Consider the following 23,532-nt stretch of genomic DNA (forward strand, 5'->3'; position numbering starts at 1 on the left):
ATGGCCCGCTATGCCTTCGCCGTGACGGTAATGCTGCTGGCCGCCTGCTACCTGCTGGCGCTGGTCACATGGTCGGTCGACGATCCGAGCCTCAACCACGCAACCAATGGCCCGGTCTCCAACCTGATGGGCTATCCCGGCGCCATCGTCGCCGACATGGCGATGCAGCTGCTGGGCATCGCGTCTGCGTGGCTGGCGCTCCCGATCTTCCTTGGTGGGCTTCGGCTTGCCCGCGCGCGCGTCCAGTCGCTTGGCCGCTGGAACATACTCGCCTGCATCGGCGGAACGCTGGCCGCGGCCGGCGCCTGCGCCGTCTTCGGGCGCGCGGCGTCCTGGCCGCTTCCAATCGGGATCGGCGGTTTCGTGGGCGATGCGCTGCTGGCGCTGCCCGCGCTCATGCTCTATCCCGCGCTCGGCTCGCTGGCCGCAAAGGCCGGCGCCGTCATCTACGGGACGATGGCGATTGCAGCCCTCGGCTGGGGCACCGGCCTGCTGTGGCCTGCGCCCAGACGCGAAATGGCCGCCGACGAAGACGTGTCAGACCGCGACGATGCCGAGTTCGACGACAGCGCCGACGATGAAAACGGCGGATCGATTGGCCTTGGCCTGCTGATGCACGGTTTTATGACCGCATCCTCCGCCTTCACCCGCTGGCGCAACCGCCGCAAGCCGCGCGTTCTCTCCGTCCGCAACCTGCTCGACGAGGACGAAGCATCCGGCGAGGTTATGGAACGGCGCCAGCCCGATTTCTCCGGCCGCCCGCCGGCCTCCGACCCGTTCATCTATGCACCGGGCCGCTATTCCGGTGCGCAGGAGCCGGCCTACGACGATTACGAAGACTACGACGACGACACCGGCCCCGCACCGGCACCCGCGGCCCGCGTGCAGTCCATGCGCACCGAGTTGAAACCCGGCCGCCGCGCGCAGGCCGAGGCCCAGCCCTCGCTGCTGCCGTTCGACGAATACGAGCTCCCGCCGCTCAACCTGCTGTCCGATGCGCCACGCACCCGCAAGAACACCTTGAGCAAGGATGCGCTGGAGCAGAACGCGCGCCTGCTGGAAGGCGTGCTGGAGGATTTCGGCGTTCGCGGCGAGATCCTCAACGTCCATCCCGGCCCGGTCGTCACGCTCTACGAGCTGGAGCCTGCACCCGGTACGAAGTCCTCGCGAGTCATTGGCCTGGCCGACGATATCGCCCGCTCCATGAGCGCGATCGCCGCGCGCGTGGCGGTCGTTCCCGGCCGCAACGCCATCGGTATCGAACTGCCCAATTCCGAGCGCGAGACCGTTTTCCTGCGCGAATTGCTCGGTTCGGAGGACTTCGAGAAGAACAAGGCCAAGCTGCCGCTCTGCCTCGGCAAGACCATTGGCGGCGAGCCGGTGATCGCCGATCTCGCCCGCATGCCCCACCTCCTGATTGCTGGCACCACCGGTTCGGGCAAGTCGGTCGCCATCAACACGATGATTCTGTCCCTGCTGTACCGGCTCGATCCGGAACGCTGCAAGCTGATCATGATCGACCCGAAGATGCTGGAACTCTCGGTCTATGACGGCATCCCGCACCTGCTTGCCCCGGTCGTCACAGACCCGAAGAAGGCGGTTGTCGCGCTCAAATGGACCGTGCGCGAGATGGAAGACCGCTACCGCAAGATGTCGAAGATAGGCGTCCGCAACATCGACGGCTTCAATGCCCGCGTCGCAACCGCCGCCAAGAAGGGCGAGACGATCACCCGCTCGGTGCAGACCGGTTTCGACAAGGAGACCGGCGAGGCGATTTTCGAGCACGAGGAAATGGCGCTGGAGCCAATGCCCTACCTCGTCGTCATCGTCGACGAAATGGCCGACCTGATGATGGTCGCCGGCAAGGACATCGAAGGCGCCGTCCAGCGCCTGGCGCAGATGGCGCGTGCCGCCGGCATCCACATCATCACCGCCACCCAGCGCCCGAGCGTCGATGTCATCACCGGCACCATCAAGGCGAACTTCCCGACCCGAATCAGCTTCCAGGTCACCTCCAAGATCGACAGCCGCACGATTCTCGGCGAAATGGGCGCCGAACAGCTGCTCGGCCAGGGCGACATGCTCTACATGGAAGGCGGCGGACGCATCACCCGCGCCCACGGTCCGTTCGTTTCAGATGACGAGGTCGAGCAGATCGTCGCCCACCTCAAGGCGCAGGGCACGCCCGCTTATCTCGAGGACGTCACCGAGGAATGCGAAGACGATCCGGTCGGTGGCGCGGCGACCGCCGAAGCCGGTGCCGAGGGCGGCGATCTCTACGATCATGCCGTAGCGATCGTCCTGCGCGACAAGAAGGCCTCCACCTCCTACGTGCAGCGCCGCCTGTCCATCGGCTACAATCGTGCCGCGACGCTCATCGAGCGGATGGAAGAGGAAGGCGTGATCTCCCGGCCCAATGCCAAGGGCCAGCGCGATATTCTGGTCGGCAATGGCGAGGACGCCTGAATTCGGCGCGCCGCCGAGGTTTTGCCACACAACAATGTTTCCTGTGACCGCAAATCTTGAGTTGTAGGATACCGCCCGCAGCGCCTAGACGGAGCGCGGGCACCTTTGAAGAGGTTGGCATGAACGTTCGGGCGAAAATCTTTCAGACCATCGGGCTTTTCGTTGCCCTGGCGGCGCTGGCGCTGCCTGCGGCTGCGCAGGACCTGACCGAGGAGCAGCGCGATGTGCTTTCGCGCGCGAACCTCTCGCTCAACCAGTTGCAGCAGATCACCGGTGATTTCGTGCAGGTCGGTCCCGACGGCAGCCGCGCGGAAGGCAAGCTGTACCTGCAGCGCCCCGGCAAGCTGCGGTTTGAATACGACCCGCCCTCCAAACTGCAGATCGTCTCCGACGGCTTCTGGGTCGCGATCCAGGATCGCAAGATGAAGACGACAGAGAAGTACCCGCTGGCGACCACGCCGCTGAAGATCATCCTCGCCAACAACGTTGACCTCGGGCGCGATGCCTTCATTCGCGACATCTACACGCAGGAAGGCTTCGTCACGGTCACCTTGCAGGAAAAGGCCGGCGAGGCCGATGGTTCACTGGTCCTGATCTTTGATTCGCAGACCTACGACCTGCGCCAGTGGACGGTCACCGACGCGCAGGGACTCGATACATCGGTTGCGCTCAGCAACATCGCCACCTCGCAGGATCTCGACAGCAAGATCTTCCGCGTCAACGAGCTCGGGACCTTCGAGGTCAACCAGGGCCGGTAGAATCGGACGTGCTTTCCCCTGCGGAAAACTTTTTCGATTCTTTTGTGGTGTGCTCTTGAAAGCCCCGATATCGCGTCCCACCTATCATCTACCTGCTGCGGACGTGACCCCCGGTAATCCCCCGTCCGACCCCACACGTTTGCAGCTGGCATGGGAGATGAACCGTCACACGGAACCTTCCAGTCAAAAACGAAGCGTCACGGCCCCAAATGACGCTTCTCCGCTGGTAACGCGGTTATCGGTGCCCGGCTCGTTCCCCCGTGAGCCGGGCATCGTCGCGTTTGGGCCGCTTTTTTCCACTGATTGCGAACGACAGGCGCCCACGGGTTGAACCTGCCGCACGCTTGGGTCCATATCGCAGCCGTCTTCGTCCATGCGGGAGGTCTTCGGTGCGCATCGTTTCCTGGAACATCAATTCGGTTCGCCTGCGAATCGACCTGCTGAAACGACTCACGGAAGAGCTGAAGCCCGACGTCGTCTGCCTGCAGGAAACCAAGTGTCGGGACGATGCCTTCCCGATGAAGGCCGTGCGCGACATGGGGTTCGACCATGTCGAGATCTTCGGCCAGAAGGGTTATCACGGCGTCGCGACGCTCTCTCGCTTCCCGATTGCCGCACCCGCGAGCCGCGATTTCTGCGCCATGGGCGACTGCCGCCACCTGGCGACGGATATCGCCGTGCCGGAACGTGCCAGACCGGTTCGGGTTCACAACTACTATGTGCCCGCCGGCGGCGATGAGCCGGACGCCGGGAAGAACCCGAAGTTCGCGCACAAGCTGTCGTTTCTCGACGAGATGCAGAGCTGGTTCACCGCGCCCGACGAGGCGCTGTTCGGGGCAGGCGATGCCATTCTTCTCGGCGACCTCAACATCGCTCCGTTCCCGGAGGACGTCTGGTCCCACAAGCAGCTTTTGAAGGTGGTGAGCCACACGCCGATCGAAACCGAAGGTCTTGAGCGCGTGCGTGAAGCGTTCGGCTGGGTCGACCTCGTGCGCAAGCACTACCCGTTGCCGGACAAGGTCTTCACCTGGTGGAGCTACCGCTCACGCGACTGGGAAGCCGCCGACAAGGGCCGCAGGCTCGACCACATCTGGGCGACGCCCGAGCTTGCCGAAGCCTGTAGTGGCGCAGGCATCCTCAAGGTCGCGCGCGGCTGGGAACGACCCTCGGACCACGCGCCGATCTACGCCGATTTCGCCTGATATTACACGGACCTAGTTCAGGCTTTCGCCCTGCATTCCGACATGGATGGCGGACGCCTGCAGATCCTCGTTGAGGTTCGACAGGCGGTGCTGCAGGTAGCCTTGGAGCTTGATCGCCACGTCCGGATACTCCGCCAGCACGCGGTGCATCAGTTCGCGCGCGATGACGAGGAAGCGTGCGTCAGCCCGTGCGATGGCCGTGGCCGGCCGGTAGGTCGGGGTGAGCAACGCAAGTTCGCCGATCAGTGAACCGGGGCCGTAGATCGCCCGCTCCACCTCTTCGCCGTCGATGGTCTCGGTCATCAGCACCGAGCCTTCCACAACGAGCATGCCGGTTGTTGCCGGGTCGCCTTCATTGAAGATGACCTTGCCTGCGGGAAATGACTCGCGAATGGCGGAAAACGCGATGAGTTTCAGCATCTCGTCACCAAAATGCTCGAAAACCGGCAAGGGGCGAAGGAGTTCGGCGTCTGAACCGATCATGTGAGGCGTTCCCCGTTCTCGTCACCGGCCGCGCGAAAGGTTTCGGCCGCCGGTCAGGTTCCCTGGCGCATGGTTCCCCCGCCATCCGCCGCTTGGCCGCGACACTGCGAGCACATTAAGGCGCTCGCGCGGCAGGCATGTGGAAACCGGTTCAGGGAACCAGCTTGTAGCCACCGCCTTCGGTCACCAGCAGCCGCGCGTTGGAGGGATCGGATTCGATCTTCTGGCGCAGCCGGTAGATGTGGGTTTCCAGCGTGTGTGTCGTCACGTTGGCGTTGTAGCCCCAAACTTCATGCAACAGCACGTCGCGAGTCACGGCCTTTTCGCCGGTTCGGTAAAGAAACTTCAGGATCGAGGTTTCCTTCTCCGTCAGGCGGATCTTGTTGGCATCGCCCTCGGTAAGCAGTTTCTGGCTCGGCCGGAACGTGTACTGGCCGATGGTGAAGACGGCATCTTCGCTCTGTTCGTGCTGGCGAAGCTGGGCGCGGATACGCGCCAGCAGCACGGCAAAGCGGAACGGCTTGGTGACATAGTCGTTGGCGCCGGCGTCGAGGCCGAGAATCGTGTCGGAATCGGTGTCATGCCCGGTCAGTATGATGATCGGCGCGGCAAAGCCCGCTTTCCGCAGGAGCCGGCAGGCTTCACGTCCGTCCATGTCCGGCAGGCCGACATCTAGGATCAGCAGGTCGATGCGCTCGCTCTTGGCGATCGCGATGCCCTTGGCCGCGCTGTCGGCGGTCTGGATCTCGAATTCCTCGTGGAGGTCGAGCTGTTCGACGAGCGTGTCGCGCAAGATATCGTCGTCGTCGACGATCAGGATGTTCCGTGGCCCGCTCATGGAATGCCTTTCCCCTTGGAGCCGTCCGGGCGGGATAGTTTATCGCGCGCGGTTCGGCGTTGGGCGATATGTTGCTTGGGGAACCCGTGCTTTCAAGCCCGTGGCCCGATCAAGCGAACGTGAAGTTAACGCGCGGGAAGGCGAATTGGATGATCGAGACGGCCGGATTTCTCGTGAAGCTGCGTGTCACGGCTGCGCCCGACGCGCCAACGCGTGGCACCCTGGAAGCAGGCGGCCGCACCTACGATGTCGCGCTGGGCCGGGGCGGTATCGTCGCCGACAAGCGCGAGGGCGATGGCGGCACGCCTGCCGGCAAGTACCTGTTGCGCCGGGCGTTTTACCGTGCCGACCGAGTCGCGAAGCTCAAGACAGGCCTGCCGCTGCGCGCCATCACGCCGCTTGACGGCTGGTCCGACGACCCGGCCGACAAGGACTACAATTGCCTCGTCACGCACCCGACCGAGGGCGAGCGCGCGCTGTCAGCCGAACGCATGTGGCGCGATGACGATATTTATGACGTGGTCATCGTCCTCGGGCACAACGACGACCCGCCCGTTCCCGGCAACGGCAGCGCGATCTTCGTGCATCTGGCGCGCGATGGCTTCACCCCGACCGAAGGCTGCATAGCGCTGAAGCGCGACGACCTGCTGTCGCTCGTCGAAAAATTCGCGCCCGGGACCGTCGTGGAAATCGTGCTTACGGAATAGCTGCTCAGGCGGGTTTGCTGCGCGCGCCGAAAATGGCGCTGCCGACGCGCACATGCGTCGCCCCCAACATGACCGCCTGCTCGTAGTCGCCGCTCATGCCCATGCTGATGACAGGCAAACCCAGTTCGCCGCACATCTTGGCAATCAGCGCGAAATGCGGCCCCGGCGGCTCGTCGAACGGGGGAATGCACATCAACCCGTCGATGGTCAGGCCATGTTCGCTCTGGCAGCGGGCGACGAAATCCTTCGTTTCCTCCGGCAGCACGCCGGCCTTCTGCGGTTCCGCGCCGGTGTTCACCTGCACCAGCAGGCGCGGCGCCTTGCCGCCTTCGTCCACGTGGCGTGCAATTTCCTTGGCTAGCGTCTTCGCGATCTTTTCCCGGTCGACCGTTTCGATCACGTCGAACAGCTCGACCGCCTCGCGGGTCTTGTTGGATTGCAGCGGGCCGATCAGGTGCAGTTCCACGTCAGCGAACTCGGACTTCAGGTCCGGCCACTTGCCTTGCGCTTCCTGCACACGGTTTTCGCCGAAAACCCGCTGTCCGGCTGAAATCGCGTCGCGCGCGGCATCTGCGCCGAATGTCTTCGACACCGCGACCAGCGTCACCTCGTCGGCTTTGCGCCCGGCGAGATCAGCTGCCGAGGCGATGGCCCGGCGCACCGTTTCGAGATTGCCCGCGATGTCCTTGTCGTGTTCGTTCATGTCGCCCGTTGCCCCAGGTGGGAAGTCTATTGCCGCTGCCCTTGATTGCCAAAGGGTTGCGGGGCTGGCCCCGCTTCCATTATGCATCCCGCAGCACCTCGCGGCGCCGCGCCGCTTGCAAGATCAGGAAACCGCGAATCCGATGACGGCAGAGCGTTATAACGCGCGAACCATTGAACCCAAATGGCAGCGCAACTGGGATGAAGCCAACGTCTTCCAGGCGGAGGAAGATGCCTCCAGGCCGAAATACTATGTTCTGGAGATGTTTCCCTACCCCTCCGGCAAGATCCACATCGGGCATGGCCGCAACTACGTGATGGGTGACGTCGTCGCCCGCTACAAGCGTGCGCGCGGCTTCAACGTGCTGCACCCGATGGGCTGGGACGCCTTCGGCCTGCCTGCGGAGAACGCCGCCATTGAGCGCAAGGTCCACCCGCGCGAGTGGACCTACGATAACATCTCCACCATGCGTAACCAGCTGAAACTGCTGGGTCTTTCGCTGGACTGGAGCCGCGAGATCGCGACCTGCCACCCGGACTATTACGCGCGCCAGCAGGAACTGTTCGTCGATTTCCTCGCCAACGATCTGGTCTATCGCCGCGAGAGCGACGTGAACTGGGACCCGGTCGACCACACAGTTCTGGCCAACGAGCAGGTGATCGACGGGCGCGGCTGGCGCTCCGGTGCGGTCGTGGAAAAGCGCAAGCTGTCCCAGTGGTTCTTCCGTATCACCACCTTCGCCGAGGACCTGCTGTCTGGTCTCGACGATCTCGACCGCTGGCCCGACAAAGTGCGCCTCATGCAGCGCAACTGGATCGGCCGCTCCGAGGGCCTGACCTTCTCGTTCGACCTCGAAGACGAAGACGGCAACCTGCTCGACGAAAAGCTGACCGTCTACACGACGCGCCACGACACGATTTTCGGCGCATCCTTCTGTGCCGTGTCGCCGGATCATCCGCTGGCTGTCTCACGTGAATCCGTCAACCCGGACCTTGCCACCTTCCGCAAGGAGTTCGCGAGCCTCGGCACCAGCGAGGAAGTCATCGAGCGCACCGAAAAGCGCGGCGTGCAGCTCGGCGTCTATGCCCGCCACCCCTTCGACAGGTCCGTTCGCCTGCCGGTCTACGCGGCAAACTTCGTGCTGATGACCTATGGCGAGGGCGCCATCTTCGGCTGCCCGGCCCACGATCAGCGCGACCTGGATTTCGCTCGCAAATACGGCCTGCCGGTCATTCCCGTCGTCATGCCGAAGGACGAGGATGCGGCGAGTTTCGAAGTCGGCAATGAGGCCTACGTCCAGAAGGAAGGCGAGAATACGGTTCTCATCAACTCGGATTTCCTCAATGGCATGTCCGTGCCCGAGGGCAAGGACGAGGTAGCCTCGCGCATGGAAGCGCAGGGGCGCGGCGAGCGCAGCGTGAATTTCCGCCTGCGCGACTGGGGCATTTCGCGCCAGCGCTACTGGGGCTGCCCGATCCCCGTCATCCATTGCGATGACTGTGGCGTCGTCGCCGTGCCAAAGGCCGACCTGCCGGTTCGCCTGCCTGACGATGCGACCTTCGACAAGCCGGGCAACCCGCTGGAGCACCACCCCACCTGGAAACACGTCGCCTGCCCGACCTGCGGCAAGCCGGCGCGCCGCGAAACCGACACGATGGACACCTTCGTGGATTCCTCGTGGTATTTCGCGCGCTTCTGTTCGCCGCGGTCCGATGCGCCGGTGGAGCGCTCGTCCGTCGATTACTGGTTGCCCGTCGACCAGTATATCGGCGGTATCGAGCACGCGATCCTGCACCTGCTCTATGCCCGCTTCTTTACGCGTGCCATGCAGCGTTGCGGTTATGCGGACATTGCCGAACCCTTCGCCGGGCTGTTCACCCAGGGCATGGTGGTCCACGAAACCTATCAGGACCCGAAGGGAAACTGGCTGTTTCCCGAAGAAATCACCCGCGCCGAGGACGGTTCGGCGACGGTCACTGCCACCGGGGAACCGGTGAAGGTCAGCCCGGCCGAGAAGATGTCGAAGTCCAAGCGCAACGTCGTCTCGCCGGAAGAGATCGTCGACACCTACGGTGTGGACGCCGCGCGCTGGTTCATGCTGTCGGACACGCCGCCCGAGCGTGACAGCGAATGGACGCAGGCCGGCATCGAAGGCGCATGGCGTCTGGTCCAGCGGATCTGGCGTCTGGTCAACGAGGCGGTCGAACTTGCCGACACCGCGCCGGACGGTGACCCCAGCGAAGACGCGCTCAATGTGCGCCGCGCCGCCCACAAGGCCCTGTCGAAGGTTGGCGAGGATATCGAGCGGCTGCGCTTCAACGTGGCCGTCGCCCACATCTATGAGCTCGCCAACACCATCGGCTCGGCCATGGCCAAGGCGCGCGAAGGCGGTGATGGCTCGCTCGCCGCCGCCACCCGGGAGGCTGTCGAGCTTCTCGTCCAGATGTCAGCGCCCATGGTGCCGCACATCGCCGAGGAAAGCTGGACCTTGCTCGGCCATGACGACATGCTGGCGCTGAGCCCGTGGCCGGAAGTCGATGCCGCGATGCTGGTTGAGGATTCCATGGTTCTGCCCGTTCAGGTGAACGGCAAGAAGCGTGACGAATTGACCATTTCGCGCGATGCCGACGCGCAGGAAATCGAAAGGGCTGTTCTCGAGCTTGATGGTGTGCGAAAAGCACTCGGGGGTGCTGCTCCACGCCGCATCATCGTCGTGCCGCAGAGGATCGTGAATGTCGTCGCCTGAGCGGAAAATCTCGCTGACCGGACGTTTGCCCGGGCGCTTCGGCTTTGCTGCCGTTGCGCTGTCGGTCGCCCTTGCCGGCTGCACGGGTGTTCAGCCACTCTACCAGGACGGAGGGGTCGCCTCGCCGACCGGTTATTCCTCCACATCGAATGAGTTGTCGCGCGTTGCGGTCGAGCCGCAGCCGACCCGCACCGGCCAGCGCATCCGCAACGACCTGCTGTTCCGCCTCAATGGCGGTGCCGATCCCGGCGGCAATGCCGGTGGCGACTACCAGCTGGCGCTGCGCGTGACGAACCGCAAGGAAGACCTGCTGGTTCGCCCCGAGCTGAACCGCTCCACCGGGCGTTTCGTCACCATCATCGTGACCTACACCCTGCGGGCATCGGCATCCGACGAGGTGCTGACCACCGGTACGGTGCAGCGCTCGGCGGCGATTGAAGTCACTGACCAGACATTCGCTGCCGAACGCGCCGAACTCGATGCCGAGAACCGGGCGTCCTCGGACGTTGCCGATTCGATCCGCACCGAACTCGCCGCCTGGTTCGCAACCCGCGGCTGATCCGCATGGTCGCCATCAAGGCCGGCAACGTCGATTCCTTCATCTCAAGGCCTGACCCGGCGCTGCGCCTTGCGCTTGTCTACGGGCCTGACGTCGGGCTGGTCGCTGAGCGCTGCCAGACGCTGGCTGAGAAGCTCGCGGAGATTCATACCGGTGAAATCGACCGCTTCGACGCTGAAACCGCGCCGGATATCGGCACGCTGTTCGATGCCGCCACCTCGATGTCGCTGTTTGGCGGAACACAGGTCATCGTCGTGCGCCCCGGCGCCAAGCAGATCGGCAGTACTCTTGAAGCCATCCTCCAACAGGAGCAAAGCGCACCGATCATCGTGCAGGGCGGCGACATGAAACCCTCCGCACCGGTGCGGAAACTGGCGGAAAGCCGCGAAAATTGCGTCTCTTTGCCCTGCTACGTGGATGGCGAACAGGAACTCGCCCGTCTCGTCGACAATCTCTGCGCAGAAGCCGGCCTCACCATCGAACCCGACGCACGGCAGATGCTGCTGCAATTGCTTGGCGGCGACCGGCTCGCGACACGCGGGGAACTGGAAAAACTGCGCAACTATTGCGCAGGCGAATCGACCGTGACCCTGGAAGACGTTCTGGCCGTCTGTGGCGACGCGTCGGCCCTGATTGTTGATGATCTGGTCGATGCTGCCGCGCTCGGCGAAATCGGCCGCGCCGATTCAGCGCTCAATCGCAGCCTGGAGGCCGGGACTGCCGTGCAGCAGATCACCGGCGCCTTCACCCGGCACTACATGCAGTTGCGCGCCGCCCGAATCGCTGTCGAAAACGGTGCGACGGCGGATACCGCCGTGCGTTCGTTGCGTCCGCCGGTGTTTTTCAAGCGCCAGTCGGCCTTCAAGCGGCAATTGATGCTCTGGTCGAGCGAGGCGATCGATGCAGCCCTTGCGCGCATTCATGCGGCGGACGCTGCGGCCCGCCTGTCGCCGGGGCTGGAAGCCGAACTCACCGGCCGCATGATTCTCGGCCTTGGCACGTCTGTTGCCCGCCGCCGGCGCGCCTGATCAGTTGCCTTCCAGGCGGCGGCAGACCTCGTCAAGCTGCTCCAGGTCCTTGTAACGGATGCGAATCTCTCCAGCGCCGTTCTTGTCGTGCACCGAAACCTTAAGACCCAACACGTCGCTCAGCCGCTTTTCCAGCGCGCGGGTGTCCGCATCGCTCTCGGAAGCGGGTCTGGCCTTTGATTCGCTGGACTTTGACGACGATTTGCTCGCCGCCTCTTCCGCCTGGCGCACGTTCAGACCCGATTCGACGATCTGCTTGGCAGCTTCCGAAGGGTTGGGCAGCGAAATCAGGGTGCGCGCGTGGCCTGCGGTCAGCTTGCCGTCACGCAGCAGACCCAGCACATCGTCCGGCAGCTTGAGCAGGCGGAGCGTGTTGGCCACGTGGCTACGGCTCTTGCCGATAACCTTCGCGAGATCATTCTGGCTGTAGGCGTAATCGTCGATCAACTGCTGGTAGCCTCGCGCCTCTTCGATGGCATTCAGGTCGGCACGCTGCACGTTTTCGATGATGGCAAGCTCGAGCGCTCCGCGATCATCGACATCGTGGATGAGGCACGGCACCTCGTGCAGGCCCGCGCGCTGCGCCGCGCGCCAACGCCGCTCGCCGGCGATCAACTCGAAGCGGCCTTCCTGTCCCGGCGCATTGCGCACCAGAAGCGGCTGGACCACGCCCTTTTCGAGCACCGAGTTCACGAGGTCCTGCAGGTCTTCCTCGTTGAAGGCCTGGCGCGGGTTGCGCGGATTGGGCGCAATCATCTCGATCGGGATGCGCCGCTGCGAGCGCGCCCGGTCGAGTGCCATCACCTCACTGGTTTCGGCATCGCCGATCAGTGCCGCCAGTCCGCGCCCCAGACGCGAGTTGCCCCGTTCTTCCGCCGCCATTGTTTCCTCTTGTCGCCGCTGGTGCCTGCCGCTTGCCGCAGGTCGATTTCATCAATCTTGGCGCCCGGTCGTGACGGGCGCAAATCGAGTTGGTCAGGCCGCGATGCGGCGGAACTGCTTCTCGCGCCGGATCACCTCGGATGCGAGGTCGATATAAGCGCGGCTTCCTGCGCAATTCACGTCGTAGAGTAAAGCCGGCTTACCGAATGACGGTGCTTCCGAGATCCGCACGTTGCGCGGAATGATCGTTTCGTAGACCTTGTCGCCGAGATGGGCGCGCACGTCCGCCACCACCTGTTTTGCCAGGCTGTTGCGCACGTCGTACATCGTCAGCACGATGCCGTGCACCTTCAGGTCCGGGTTCAGCGTGCCGCGCACGTGATCGACCGTCTGAAGAAGCTGGCTCAGGCCTTCCAGAGCGAAAAATTCGCACTGCAGCGGCACGAGGATCGCGTCAGAGGCCGCCAGTGCATTGATCGTCAGCAGGTTCAGAGACGGCGGACAATCCAGCAAAACATAAGTATAACCAAGGGCTTGCGCACTTCCGGCACCTTCGCGAAGCGACTTGCGCACTCGGTAGGCACGGTCCTTCAGGTTCGCGATGGATTGCTCGACGCCCAGAAGATCCAGCGTTGATGGAATGATCGACAGCCCCGGAACCTTGGTCTTCACCGCGGCCTCTTCGACGCTCGCATTCGAGACGACGAGATCGTAGCTCGATGTCTCGCGCGCCTGGCGATCGATCCCGACGCCGGTCGAGGCGTTGCCTTGCGGATCGAGGTCGATGATGAGGACCTTTTCCCCGGTCGCGGCCAGCGCGGTGCCGAGGTTGATCGTGGTGGTCGTCTTGCCGACGCCGCCCTTCTGGTTTGCTACTGAGATGATACGCACCATGATCGGCAAGGTCTCCTTGTCGCGCCGGCGCGCTCGTATCGCCGGAATCGCGGATCGTCAGGTGGCAGGGGTCTGCGGATACCCGTTTGCGAAGCTTCGTTCAACGGGAAAGCCGGAAGAAGGTGGTGGGCAGCTTTCGCCTTTACCTTCTCGATATGGATGATAGTCGCAAGATCACGCTGTCCTGCGCAACCACGCTCTGCACGATATCCACGTCGAATTTCCACTGCTTGTTTGCAGCATCGATCTCGGCCTGGAAATTCTGCCCCTTCGGGAAGACGCATTTCGCCCCGGCGGTTGTCGCCGGCTCGGTCAGCTCGAGAAGCTTGACGAGCGGTGCAAGCGCGCGTGCCGTCACGGTGCCGACGCTCGTTTCTACCGCGAGCCGGGATAAAGCGGATTCCGCACGATCCGCATGGACATCGACCTTGGTGCTGGCCGCGCGCGCCGCGGCCCGCAGAAAGGCGGCCTTTCGCTTGTTGCTCTCGACGAGATGAACCGGCCCGCCGCCCTCTCCGCGAGCGATGGCCAGAACGAGTCCGGGAAATCCGGCGCCCGAACCGATATCGACGATGCGACGGTGGGCAGGAATCATGGGAAGGAGCTGCAGGCTATCGGCGATATGGCGCGACCAGACAGCATTGAGTGTCGCAGGACCGACGAGATTTTGGGCCGGTTCCCACTTTCGGAGCTCTGACGCGTAGGCTTCAAGCCTGGCCCATGTTTCACGTGAAACGGGCTGATTCGGCAAAAGCCGCGCCGCTGAGGACCACGTCTCGCTCATTCGGCTGCAATCTGGCCCGAACGACGAACGTTGGCGGCCACCAGCATCAACGCCGCCGGTGTCACACCGTCAATTTGGGCGGCATGAGCAACGGATACCGGACGGACACGCTCCAGTTTTTCCCGCATCTCATTCGAGAGCCCCGGAATACCCGAATAATCGAAGTCTGGCGGGATAGCCTGGCCCTCGTCTGCCTTGAAACGCGCGATATCCGCCTCCTGACGGGCCAGATAGACCGCATATCGCGCCTCGATCTCGATCAACTCGGCGATTCGAGGCGCAATATCACCTAATATCGGCCAGATCGCCTCCAACCGCGCCATCGAAACGTCAGGATAACGCATCAATTCAAACGCAGACCGTTTTTGACCGTCGAGATTCACCTCAAGACCGTACTTTCGTGCCTCATCAGGCGTCACGACGATACTTTGCAGCACTTCGCGCGCTCGGTTGAGTTCATCCGTTTTGGATACGAACCGATTCTCCCGTTCCGCACGCACGAGCCCAAGCGCTACTCCAGTTGGCGTCAGGCGCTGATCCGCGTTGTCCGCGCGCAGATGCAGCCGATACTCGGCGCGCGACGTAAACATACGATAAGGCTCGCTGACACCACGCAGCGTCAGATCGTCAATCATGACACCGAGATAGCTGTCCGTCCGCGAGAAAACATGGCCTGATTGGCCCCCAGCCAAACGAGCCGCGTTCAGCCCGGAGACAAGACCTTGTCCGGCCGCCTCCTCGTATCCAGTCGTTCCGTTAACTTGCCCGGCAAGAAACAGCCCGGGCCACGATTTGCACTCCAACGTGGGGAGCAACTCGCGCGGATCGACATAGTCGTACTCAATTGCATATCCATACTGGAGGATCGATGCGCGCTCGAGTCCCGCAATCGAGCGGACGACAGCGTCTTGCACGCCACGAGAGAGCGACGTGGAGATCCCGTTCGGATAAACCGTGTCGTCGTTGAGACCTTCTGGTTCCAGAAAGATCTGATGCCGTTCGCGATCGGCGAACCGAACGACCTTGTCCTCGATCGACGGACAATAGCGCGGACCTTGGCCTTCTATCTGCCCGGAATAGACCGGGGCCGAATCAATGTTTGCCGAGATGACGGCATGCGTCGCGGCATTCGTATGCGTGATGTGACACGGGATCTGGGGCGTTTCGATCCGCTCCGTGAGTTCCGAGAAGGGCACCGGAGGGGTATCGCCGGGCTGTTCGTTCAGGCTGACCCAGTTAATGGTTCTCCCATCCAGCCGCGGCGGCGTACCGGTCTTGAGTCGACCCAGAGACAGGTTCAGGCCGTCCAGGGCCTCGCCGAGAGCAATCGCTGCAGGGGCACCGTGTCTCCCGGCCTCCCAGATCTCCGTCCCGAGATGTATCTTCCCACGCAGAAACGTGCCGGATGTCAGAACGACAGCACCAGCATGGACCGAGTTTCCGTCCCCAAGCGTCACGCCGGCGATTCGATTTCCGGAAAGGAGGAACCCGGTGACTTCGGTTTGTAGAACGCCCAAATTGTCCTGATCTGCGATCAGAGACTGTATTGCCTCGCGGTACAAATTGCGATCCGTTTGGGCGCGTGGACCGTGAACAGCCGGACCTTTCCGCTTGTTCAACATGCGGAACTGGATGCCCGCCGCGTCCGCGGCTCGGCCCATCAAGCCATCAAGTGCATCGATCTCCCGTACGAGATGGCCTTTACCCACACCGCCAATGGCTGGATTGCAGGACATGACGCCGATGGTGTCACGGTTGTGTGTTGCTAGGACCGTACGCGCGCCGGCCCGCGCGGAAGCTGCCGCTGCCTCGCAGCCGGCATGCCCGCCACCGATCACCAACACATCGCACTTCATGCCAGTTGAACCTGTTTCACGTGAAACACCCGCTCACTTGCCAATACAGAAGCTGGAGAAAATCGAACCAAGAACATCTTCCGCGTGTACCCGCCCGGTCAAGCGCCCAAGAGCATCACCGGCCCGCCGAAGGTCTTCCGCGGCAAGATCGAACGATTCATCAACCAATCGCGACATCGCGTCATTCATCGACGAGGCGACCAACCGCAATTCTTGAAGCTGACGATCCCGCGAAAACGAAACAGGCCCAAGGTCCGCAAAACCTTCGGCGAACCTGGTCAATCGTTCCAGTAACGAATCCAATCCATGTCCCGTCGTAGTCGAAAGGCCGTCGGAAACTGTTGCATTCGCGTCCATCAGGTCAACACGCGAGCGATAGGTCCAAAACTCTGGTTGGGGCAGATTATCCCCGGACTTATCCAGAAGGATATCAACAGCCGCAGAGCCACCGGCATCGACCAACCCGATAACCAGATCACACTGCGCGAACAACGCGCGCGCGCGGCGAACACCTTCGGCTTCAACGCCAACCGCATCGCGCAGCCCGGCTGTATCAAAGACCCGCACAGACACGCCGCCCAGGTCCAGAACGATCTCAATTATGTCCCGCGTCGTACCGGGTTCGTCCGACACAATCGCCGCGTCCCGCCCAGCCAACCAGTTGAGCAAGGACGACTTGCCCACATTCGGTGCACCGGCAATGGCCACCACGAGGCCGTCGCGCACCTTGCGCCCCCGCAAACCTGTGTCGATCAAACCGCGGACGGTTCCCAGAAGACTATCCAGAGCGCGCCGAAGACGTTCCGACCCCGAATCATAAACGTCGCCCTCGTCGGAAAAATCGATGCGCGCCTCGACCTCAGTCCGGATTGCCATCAAGCGCCGACCGAGTTCCTCGAGAAGACGGTCACCTTCCCCAACACTCAGCCGAGCAACGGCGCGACGCTGCGCCTCGGTTTCCGCCTCGATCAGATCAACCAGACCCTCGGCTGCCGTCAAGTCGAGCTTTCCGTTGTTGAACGCGCGTTGCGCGAACTCACCCGCCTCTGCCGGACGCAGTCCTTCAATGGCACCAAGCGCGGCCTCAATTGCCGCGATGACAGCACGGCCCCCATGGACGTGAAGCTCGGCGCAGTCCTCGCCCGTAAAGCTGCGGGGCCCGGGAAAGAACACCGCGAGCCCACGATCCAGAAAACCTTGATGCGCATCGCTGAGCTCAACAAGCGACATGAACCTCTCACGCGGAACGAACCCGCAAAGGCGTTCGAGAGCAACGCGCGAACCGGGCCCGCTGACGCGCATCACCGCAACGCCAGCACGGCCAGATCCTGACGAAAGCGCATAAATGCTGTCACTCGCTGACATGAAACCCGCAAAGACGCTTGTGATAAGAAGGACCGAACCGGAGGCAACGATACGATGAATCGACTGCAGAACACGACCAGCCCTTACCTACGCCAACACGCGGACAACCCGGTCCACTGGTGGCCCTGGTCCACAGAAGCGCTGGCAGAAGCGGCAAGAACCAACAAACCGATCCTGCTGTCAATCGGCTATGCCGCCTGCCACTGGTGCCACGTCATGGCCCACGAGTCGTTCGAGGACGCCGAAACCGCCGACCTGATGAACCGGAACTTCGTGAACATCAAGGTCGATCGCGAAGAACGCCCCGATATCGACCAGCTCTACATGTCCGCGCTCCATGGTCTCGGCCAGCATGGCGGCTGGCCATTGACGATGTTCCTGACACCCGACGCCAAGCCCTTTGCTGGTGGCACCTACTTTCCTCCAAAACCCAGCCACGGCCGGCCGTCGTTCCAGAATGTCCTGATGCAGGTCGCCGACCTCCATAACGCGAGCGATCCCCGCATCGAGCAAAACGCCCAGGCGCTGATCAACTCGCTAGCCCCGGCCCAGACACCAAAGACCCGCGACATTCCCAAGCCGCTATCGTTCGCTGCCGCCGATCACCTCATGAAGTCGGCCGACGCGGACAACGGCGGCATCGGCACCGCGCCCAAATTCCCGAACACGGTGATTCTCGACCATCTTTGGCGCAACCCGTATGTCGCAGACAGCGCCACCCGAAACCATGTTCTCAAGACGATTGAACACATGACACTAGGCGGACTCTACGACCACCTGCGCGGCGGCTTCGCCCGCTACAGCGTGGATGACCGCTGGCTCGTCCCGCATTTCGAGAAGATGCTCTACGACACGGCCCTCATCATCCCGCAGCTTGCCCGCGCCTGGTATGCGACCGGCGACGAGACGTTCCGCGCGCGAATCAAACAATCGCTCGCTTGGCTCGACGCGGAGATGAAACTGCCGAACGGCCTCTACGCCGCAAGCCTCGATGCCGATTCCGACGGTGAGGAAGGCGCATTCTATGTCTGGACGCTGGACGAGGTGAGATCCGTTCTTGGACCTCATGCCGACAGGTTCGCCCGTCTCTACGACATCACCGATAGAGGCAACTTCGAAGGCAAGAGCATCCCGAACCTGCTCGAGACGGGCAACCTGTCCGATAACGACCAACACTTCGCAGACGAATCGATTTCCCGGCTCGTTCAGGCACAGGACAAGCGCAACCGGCCGGCCCGTGATGACAAGGCGTTGACGGACTGGAACGCGCTCCTGGTCATGGCCAAGGTGAGCGCCGCCCACGCGCTCGAAAACGCGACCCTCATCGCAGAGGCCGCTGAGCTTTTCGAAATTCTCTACGGCGACGGACCGGATACAATTCCGCACTCCCGGCTGGCAGAGGCGCAGGTCCACCCGGCCATGGCCACGGATCACGCGAACCTCGCCAATGCCGCGCTGCATCTCCACCAGGCAACACTCGACAAGGATTATCTCGAGAAAGCGGAAGCCCTGCTCGTTCATCTCGACGACTATTACGCCGACGAATCAAAGGCACGCTTCTACCTGGCGTCGAAAGCACAGACCGACCTGATACTGAGGACAATCAGCGCCACGGACGACGCCGTGCCGAACCACAACGCAACCATCGCGTCGGCGATGGCTCGCATGGCAACGCTCACGGAAAATGCAGACTGGAAAGCACGAGCGGAGGCGATGCTGACCGCGTTCTCGGACGCAATCGTCCGCAACCCGCTTTCGCATCTTGGCATGCTGAACGCCCGAGACGAACTGGACAACCCGGTGACACTGACCGTCCGCTCGTCGAGCGCCGATCTGGCCTGGCCATTCATGGACGTCGCGCGCCACGCGATGGAGCCGAACCTGTTGCTGTTACACGAGAACACGGGCGAGCCGGTCAGCGCCATCATGTGTGCGGACCAGACCTGCCTGGCACCGGTGAAGACGCCGCGCGAACTGGCCGAAGCCATGGCGACATCCCCGACCGGAATCGGCGGATCAGGTGTTCATTGATTCGAAGAAATCTTCGTTCCGCTTGGTCTGACGCAGCTTGTCGAGCAAGAACTCAATGGCATCCACCGTCCCCATCGGCGTGAGGATACGACGCAGCACGTAGACCTTCTTGAGCTGGTCAGCCGGGACGAGGAGCTCTTCCTTGCGGGTGCCCGAACGCGTGATGTCCATGGACGGGAACACGCGCTTGTCGGACACCTTGCGGTCAAGGATGATCTCCGAGTTGCCGGTGCCCTTGAACTCTTCGAAGATCACTTCGTCCATGCGGCTGCCGGTATCGATCAGGGCGGTCGCAATGATTGTCAGCGAGCCACCTTCTTCGATATTGCGCGCCGCGCCGAAGAAGCGCTTCGGGCGCTGCAGGGCATTGGCATCGACACCACCGGTGAGGACCTTGCCGGAGGACGGCACGACCGTGTTATAGGCGCGGCCCAGACGCGTGATGGAATCGAGCAGGATGACGACGTCACGGCCATGTTCAACGAGGCGCTTGGCCTTCTCGATCACCATTTCCGCGACCTGTACGTGCCGAACCGCAGGCTCATCGAACGTGGAGGAAATCACCTCGCCGTCCACCGAGCGCTGCATGTCGGTCACTTCTTCCGGACGCTCGTCGATCAGCAGAACGATCAGGTAGCACTCGGGATGATTCGACGTGATCGAGTGCGCGATGTTCTGCAGCAGCACGGTCTTGCCGGTGCGCGGCGGAGCGACGATCAGCGCGCGCTGACCCTTGCCGAGCGGCGCGACGAGATCGATCACGCGGGCTGACATGTCCTTCGACTTCGGCTCTTCCAGCTCCATGTTGAAGCGCGAATCCGGATAGAGCGGCGTCAGGTTGTCAAAGTGGATCTTGTGGCGCGCCTGCTCCGGGTCCTCAAAGTTGATCGTATTGACCTTGAGGAGCGCGAAGTAGCGCTCGCCGTCCTTCGGGCTGCGGATCTCACCTTCCACCGTATCGCCGGTGCGAAGCGAGAAACGACGGATCTGGCTCGGACTGACATAGATATCGTCGGGACCCGGGAGGTAGTTCGCATCTGGCGAGCGCAGGAAGCCGAAACCGTCCTGCAGCACCTCGACAACGCCGGACCCGATGATGTCGGTATCATCTGCAGCAAGCTGCTTCAGGATGGCAAACATCAGCTCCTGCTTGCGCAGCGTGCTGGCGTTTTCGACCTGGAGTTCCTCCGCCAGGGCCGCAAGTTCGGCCGGCGTCTTTTCCTTCAGGTCCTGAAGCTTCATTTCAGGCATGGTCTGCTCCGACTGGTCGATTTGAATCAGGTGGGAAAGGTGGGCCGAATTGGCCGGGACATCCGGCTTCGAATGACCGGATTGAAAATGCTGGGGAGGAAACGATCAGCAGGTGGTGACGCGCGAAAAGCCAGACTGTGGCCGCTGCAACCGCCGAACGTCCGAGGCAGGATTAGCCGGACATATACGCGCAGTCGGAAAACCGTTCAAGAGCCATTAGAACGGCTTCACGACCACCATGATCACGATCAAGACCATCAGTACGGTCGGAACCTCGTTCACGGCGCGATAGAACCCCGGCGAAAGCGTATTGCGATCTTCGGCAAATTCCCGCGTCCACTTTGCGCATGCACCGTGGAACCCCGACAGGAGAACGACACCGGCGAGCTTCACGTGAAGCCAGCCATGACCGAAGCCGATGAACCCGAAAACCAACCACAGACCGAACACCCACGATGCAATCATCGCCGGCGTCATGATGGCCTTCAGCAGCCGGCGCTCCATGACCTTGAACGTCTCGGACTGAACCGAGCCCGCCTCGGCGTCGCAGTGATAGACGAACAATCGCGGCAGATAGAACATCGCCGCCATCCACGCGATGATCGAGATGATGTGGAACGCCTTGACCCACTCGTACATCGCCTGAAAACCCCCTATCCGCGATACGCGCGAACCCGCGCAACCATCTGTTCGACGTGCTCGATCGGCGTCTGCGGCACGATCCCGTGGCCGAGATTGAAGATCAGACGACTCGTATCGAACCCTTCCAGAACCGAATCGATTTCCCGGTCGAGATATTCGCCGCCTGCAACCAGCGCCATCGGATCGAGGTTTCCCTGGACCGGACAGTTCGGCTGAACGCTGTCGCGAACAAAAGCACGATTCGCCATCCAGTCGACACCAACCGCATCGACGCCTGAGGCTTCCACATAGCCCGGCAACCTTGCCCCCGCGCCACGCGGGAATCCGATGATCCGTGCCCCGGGAACCTGCGCCCGGACACCGTCGACAATTCGCCTGGTCGGCTCGAGGACGAAGGAAGAAAACTGGTCGTCTGTCAGCATCCCACCCCAGGTATCGAAGATCTGGACGGCATCCGCCCCGGCCCGCAGCTGAGCGACGAGATAGCTGGTCGACGCAGCCACCAGCTTGTCGATCAACTGAATGAAGGCCGAACGATTCTGGTACGAAAACACCCGCGCGGGCACCTGTTCTGGTGTGCCCCTGCCGGCGATCATATAGCTGGCAACCGTCCAGGGCGCACCGCAAAACCCGAGAAAGGTGGTCTCGTCCGGCAGAGCTTCACGTACGCGGGTCACCGTCTCGATAACCGGCGCCAACCGGTCCACCACCGAATCAATTGTCAGCCGGTCGACTGCATCGGAGGTCTCGATCGGATCAAGGAGCGGACCGACGCCTTCCTCAAACCGCACCTCCTGCCCCATGGCATCGGGGATGACCAGGATATCCGAAAACAGGATGGCTGCGTCGAACCCGAACCGACGGATCGGTTGCAGCGTCACCTCGCAGGCAAGTTCCGGATTGTAGCAAAGTTGGAGGAAGCTGCCCGCCTGCACACGCGTTGCCTTGTACTCCGGGAGATAGCGGCCAGCCTGACGCATCATCCAGACGGGAACCGAATCCACGCGCTCACCGTTGAGTAGATCGAGGACTTTCCGATTGCCGCTCACGAGCGTTCCATCCCAGGTTCTCCGTTTCCCCAGTTCGCCTATTAAAACGAATCCGATTCTATTTTTCTTTCTCTTGGGGCCACCCAACGGGGATTGTTCCCTTGCCCACAAGCACGCTCGCGGTTTCCAACCGTGACGGGCAGGAAACGCTCAACGCATTCCACACCTGTCCACGGTCCAACCGATTGATGCGACAACGATTTTGAACAAGTCCCGTTCGCACAACGCATCCGCAACGCCCAGCCATTCCCACATTCAACAGGCTGGCTCAAGTCGCCAGAACGCCGCAACCGGTTCTGGGACAAACCTTAACGAATCCTTAAACCGCATCCGATTCAAACGCGCGCATGCCCGGTTCTCCACATTTGCCAACACCCGCCTTCACGCTCGACAATCCACGCGCATGGCGTAAAACGGGCACATGCCAAATACCGGCCGCAGCTATTTCCATCTCCATCTCGTGTCGGACTCCACCGGCGAGACCCTGATGACGGTCGCGCGTGCGGCCGCTGCGCAATATCCGCGCGTGCGCGCCATCGAGCATGTCTATCCGCTGGTACGCTCCCACACCCAGCTCGACCGCGTGCTGCGCGAGATCGAGGCTTCGCCCGGCATCGTGCTCTACACGATCATCAACCAGGACATTTCCAAGCGCATCGAGACCGCGTGCCGCGACTTCGGCTCGCCGTGCCTGTCCGTGCTCGACCCGATCCTGGTGATCTTCCAGTCTTATCTCGGCGCGGAAAAATCGCCGCGCGTCGCCGGCCAGCACGTTCTCGACCAGGATTATTTCCGCCGGATCGATGCGCTCAACTTTGCGCTCGTGCACGATGATGGCCAGCAGACGGGCAATTACGAGGAAGCCGACGTCGTGTTGCTCGGCATCTCGCGCACATCCAAGACACCGACCTGCATCTATCTGGCGAACCGCGGCATCAAGGCGGCCAACATCCCGCTGGTGCCGGGGATTCCCCTGCCGCCGGGCCTTGAAAGCCTGAAGAACCCGCTGGTCGTCGGGCTTGTCGCGAGCCCGGAACGCATCGTTCAGATCCGCCAGCACCGGCTGCTGACGCTCAACGCCGATGATGAAAGCGCCTATATCGACCGCATGGCCGTTGCCGAAGAGGTCACCTACACCCGCAAGCTGTGCGCTCGGAACGGCTGGCCGATGATCGACGTTACCCGAAGGTCCATCGAGGAAACCGCAGCAGCAGTCGTGAACCTCCTCAACGAACGCCGCGCCGAGCCCGTCAAAACGACATCTTCCTGATCGCCTAAAGCCCCCGGC

General features: G+C 62.5%; 20 protein-coding genes. 9 read left to right on the plus strand and 11 right to left on the minus strand.

Annotated elements, in window-relative coordinates:
- The 3 genes from ACKTEK_RS14635 to ACKTEK_RS14645 all read left to right on the plus strand — a co-directional run bounded on the left by ACKTEK_RS14635 (position 1) and on the right by ACKTEK_RS14645 (position 4,426).
- Positions 1-2,466: a DNA translocase FtsK 4TM domain-containing protein gene (locus ACKTEK_RS14635; protein ID WP_409166171.1), complete on the plus strand. Its 2,466-nt coding sequence runs from the start codon at positions 1-3 to the stop codon at positions 2,464-2,466.
- A 119-nt stretch (positions 2,467-2,585) separates the two neighbouring features.
- Positions 2,586-3,224, plus strand: a complete 639-nt coding sequence (locus tag ACKTEK_RS14640) for a LolA family protein (RefSeq protein ID WP_409166026.1) — start codon at positions 2,586-2,588, stop codon at positions 3,222-3,224.
- A gap of 389 nt (positions 3,225-3,613) precedes the next feature.
- On the plus strand, positions 3,614-4,426 hold the full coding sequence (locus ACKTEK_RS14645) for an exodeoxyribonuclease III (RefSeq protein WP_409166027.1): 813 nt from the start codon (positions 3,614-3,616) through the stop codon (positions 4,424-4,426).
- Between the two features lie 12 nt (positions 4,427-4,438).
- Here ACKTEK_RS14645 and ACKTEK_RS14650 read toward each other — a convergent pair whose 3' ends face one another.
- Both ACKTEK_RS14650 and ACKTEK_RS14655 read right to left on the minus strand, forming a co-directional pair.
- Entirely contained in the window at positions 4,439-4,909 is a 471-nt protein-coding gene (locus tag ACKTEK_RS14650; RefSeq protein WP_409166028.1) for a Crp/Fnr family transcriptional regulator, read from the minus strand.
- Positions 4,910-5,060: 151 nt separating this feature from the next.
- Positions 5,061-5,747 carry a response regulator transcription factor gene (locus ACKTEK_RS14655; protein ID WP_409166029.1) on the minus strand — a complete coding sequence of 229 codons (687 nt, stop codon included), beginning with the start codon at positions 5,745-5,747 and terminating at the stop codon, positions 5,061-5,063.
- Between the two features lie 149 nt (positions 5,748-5,896).
- On the opposite strand from ACKTEK_RS14655, the gene ACKTEK_RS14660 reads away from it, so the two are divergent.
- The gene (locus tag ACKTEK_RS14660) at positions 5,897-6,454 is read left to right on the plus strand and encodes a L,D-transpeptidase (protein ID WP_409166030.1); all 558 of its coding nucleotides are present in this window, start codon (positions 5,897-5,899) and stop codon (positions 6,452-6,454) included.
- A gap of 4 nt (positions 6,455-6,458) precedes the next feature.
- Here the strand turns inward: ACKTEK_RS14660 and ACKTEK_RS14665 are convergent, their stop codons facing one another.
- Complete coding sequence (locus ACKTEK_RS14665; protein ID WP_409166031.1) at positions 6,459-7,157, minus strand: YggS family pyridoxal phosphate-dependent enzyme; 699 nt, start codon at positions 7,155-7,157, stop codon at positions 6,459-6,461.
- 142 nt (positions 7,158-7,299) lie between these two features.
- On the opposite strand from ACKTEK_RS14665, the gene leuS reads away from it, so the two are divergent.
- The 3 genes from leuS to holA are packed head-to-tail and all read left to right on the plus strand — an operon-like array spanning position 7,300 to position 11,490.
- A complete protein-coding gene (leuS, locus tag ACKTEK_RS14670) occupies positions 7,300-9,903 on the plus strand; it encodes a leucine--tRNA ligase (RefSeq protein WP_409166032.1) in 2,604 nt (867 codons plus the stop codon).
- Positions 9,890-10,462: an LPS assembly lipoprotein LptE gene (gene lptE / locus ACKTEK_RS14675; RefSeq protein WP_409166033.1), complete on the plus strand. Its 573-nt coding sequence runs from the start codon at positions 9,890-9,892 to the stop codon at positions 10,460-10,462. The genes leuS and lptE overlap by 14 nt, the downstream gene beginning before the upstream one ends.
- Positions 10,463-10,467: 5 nt before the next feature.
- Entirely contained in the window at positions 10,468-11,490 is a 1,023-nt protein-coding gene (gene holA / locus ACKTEK_RS14680; RefSeq protein WP_409166034.1) for a DNA polymerase III subunit delta, read from the plus strand.
- Here the strand turns inward: holA and ACKTEK_RS14685 are convergent, their stop codons facing one another.
- From ACKTEK_RS14685 to mnmE, 5 genes are all read right to left on the minus strand, one after another.
- On the minus strand, positions 11,491-12,372 hold the full coding sequence (locus tag ACKTEK_RS14685; protein WP_409166035.1) for a ParB/RepB/Spo0J family partition protein: 882 nt from the start codon (positions 12,370-12,372) through the stop codon (positions 11,491-11,493). It lies immediately after the preceding gene.
- Positions 12,373-12,465: 93 nt separating this feature from the next.
- Positions 12,466-13,266 (minus strand): ParA family protein, encoded by an 801-nt coding sequence (locus tag ACKTEK_RS14690; protein ID WP_409166036.1) that lies wholly within the window; start codon positions 13,264-13,266, stop codon positions 12,466-12,468.
- Between the two features lie 142 nt (positions 13,267-13,408).
- Positions 13,409-14,050 carry a 16S rRNA (guanine(527)-N(7))-methyltransferase RsmG gene (gene rsmG / locus ACKTEK_RS14695; protein ID WP_409166037.1) on the minus strand — a complete coding sequence of 214 codons (642 nt, stop codon included), beginning with the start codon at positions 14,048-14,050 and terminating at the stop codon, positions 13,409-13,411.
- On the minus strand, positions 14,047-15,906 hold the full coding sequence (gene mnmG / locus ACKTEK_RS14700; protein WP_409166038.1) for a tRNA uridine-5-carboxymethylaminomethyl(34) synthesis enzyme MnmG: 1,860 nt from the start codon (positions 15,904-15,906) through the stop codon (positions 14,047-14,049). Before mnmG ends, rsmG begins: the two co-directional genes overlap by 4 nt.
- Before the next feature lie 33 nt (positions 15,907-15,939).
- Complete coding sequence (gene mnmE, locus ACKTEK_RS14705) at positions 15,940-17,271, minus strand: tRNA uridine-5-carboxymethylaminomethyl(34) synthesis GTPase MnmE (protein WP_409166039.1); 1,332 nt, start codon at positions 17,269-17,271, stop codon at positions 15,940-15,942.
- A gap of 54 nt (positions 17,272-17,325) precedes the next feature.
- Here mnmE and ACKTEK_RS14710 point away from each other — a divergent pair, with 54 nt between their 5' ends.
- On the plus strand, positions 17,326-19,302 hold the full coding sequence (locus ACKTEK_RS14710; RefSeq protein ID WP_409166040.1) for a thioredoxin domain-containing protein: 1,977 nt from the start codon (positions 17,326-17,328) through the stop codon (positions 19,300-19,302).
- On the opposite strand, the gene rho is transcribed toward ACKTEK_RS14710, so the two are convergent.
- From rho to hemE, 3 genes are all read right to left on the minus strand, one after another.
- Positions 19,288-20,553 (minus strand): transcription termination factor Rho, encoded by a 1,266-nt coding sequence (rho, locus tag ACKTEK_RS14715; RefSeq protein ID WP_409166041.1) that lies wholly within the window; start codon positions 20,551-20,553, stop codon positions 19,288-19,290. The two genes, ACKTEK_RS14710 and rho, sit on opposite strands and share 15 nt — an antisense overlap.
- Before the next feature lie 216 nt (positions 20,554-20,769).
- On the minus strand, positions 20,770-21,192 hold the full coding sequence (hemJ, locus tag ACKTEK_RS14720; RefSeq protein WP_409166042.1) for a protoporphyrinogen oxidase HemJ: 423 nt from the start codon (positions 21,190-21,192) through the stop codon (positions 20,770-20,772).
- 14 nt (positions 21,193-21,206) lie between these two features.
- Positions 21,207-22,178 carry a uroporphyrinogen decarboxylase gene (gene hemE, locus ACKTEK_RS14725; protein WP_409166172.1) on the minus strand — a complete coding sequence of 324 codons (972 nt, stop codon included), beginning with the start codon at positions 22,176-22,178 and terminating at the stop codon, positions 21,207-21,209.
- A gap of 487 nt (positions 22,179-22,665) precedes the next feature.
- On the opposite strand from hemE, the gene ACKTEK_RS14730 reads away from it, so the two are divergent.
- The gene (locus tag ACKTEK_RS14730; protein ID WP_409166043.1) at positions 22,666-23,514 is read left to right on the plus strand and encodes a pyruvate, water dikinase regulatory protein; all 849 of its coding nucleotides are present in this window, start codon (positions 22,666-22,668) and stop codon (positions 23,512-23,514) included.
- The last annotated feature ends 18 nt before the right edge of the window (positions 23,515-23,532 follow it).

Origin of the sequence: Tepidamorphus sp. 3E244, assembly GCF_046159835.1 — a bacterium.
Lineage (GTDB): Bacteria > Pseudomonadota > Alphaproteobacteria > Rhizobiales > Tepidamorphaceae > JACKJK01.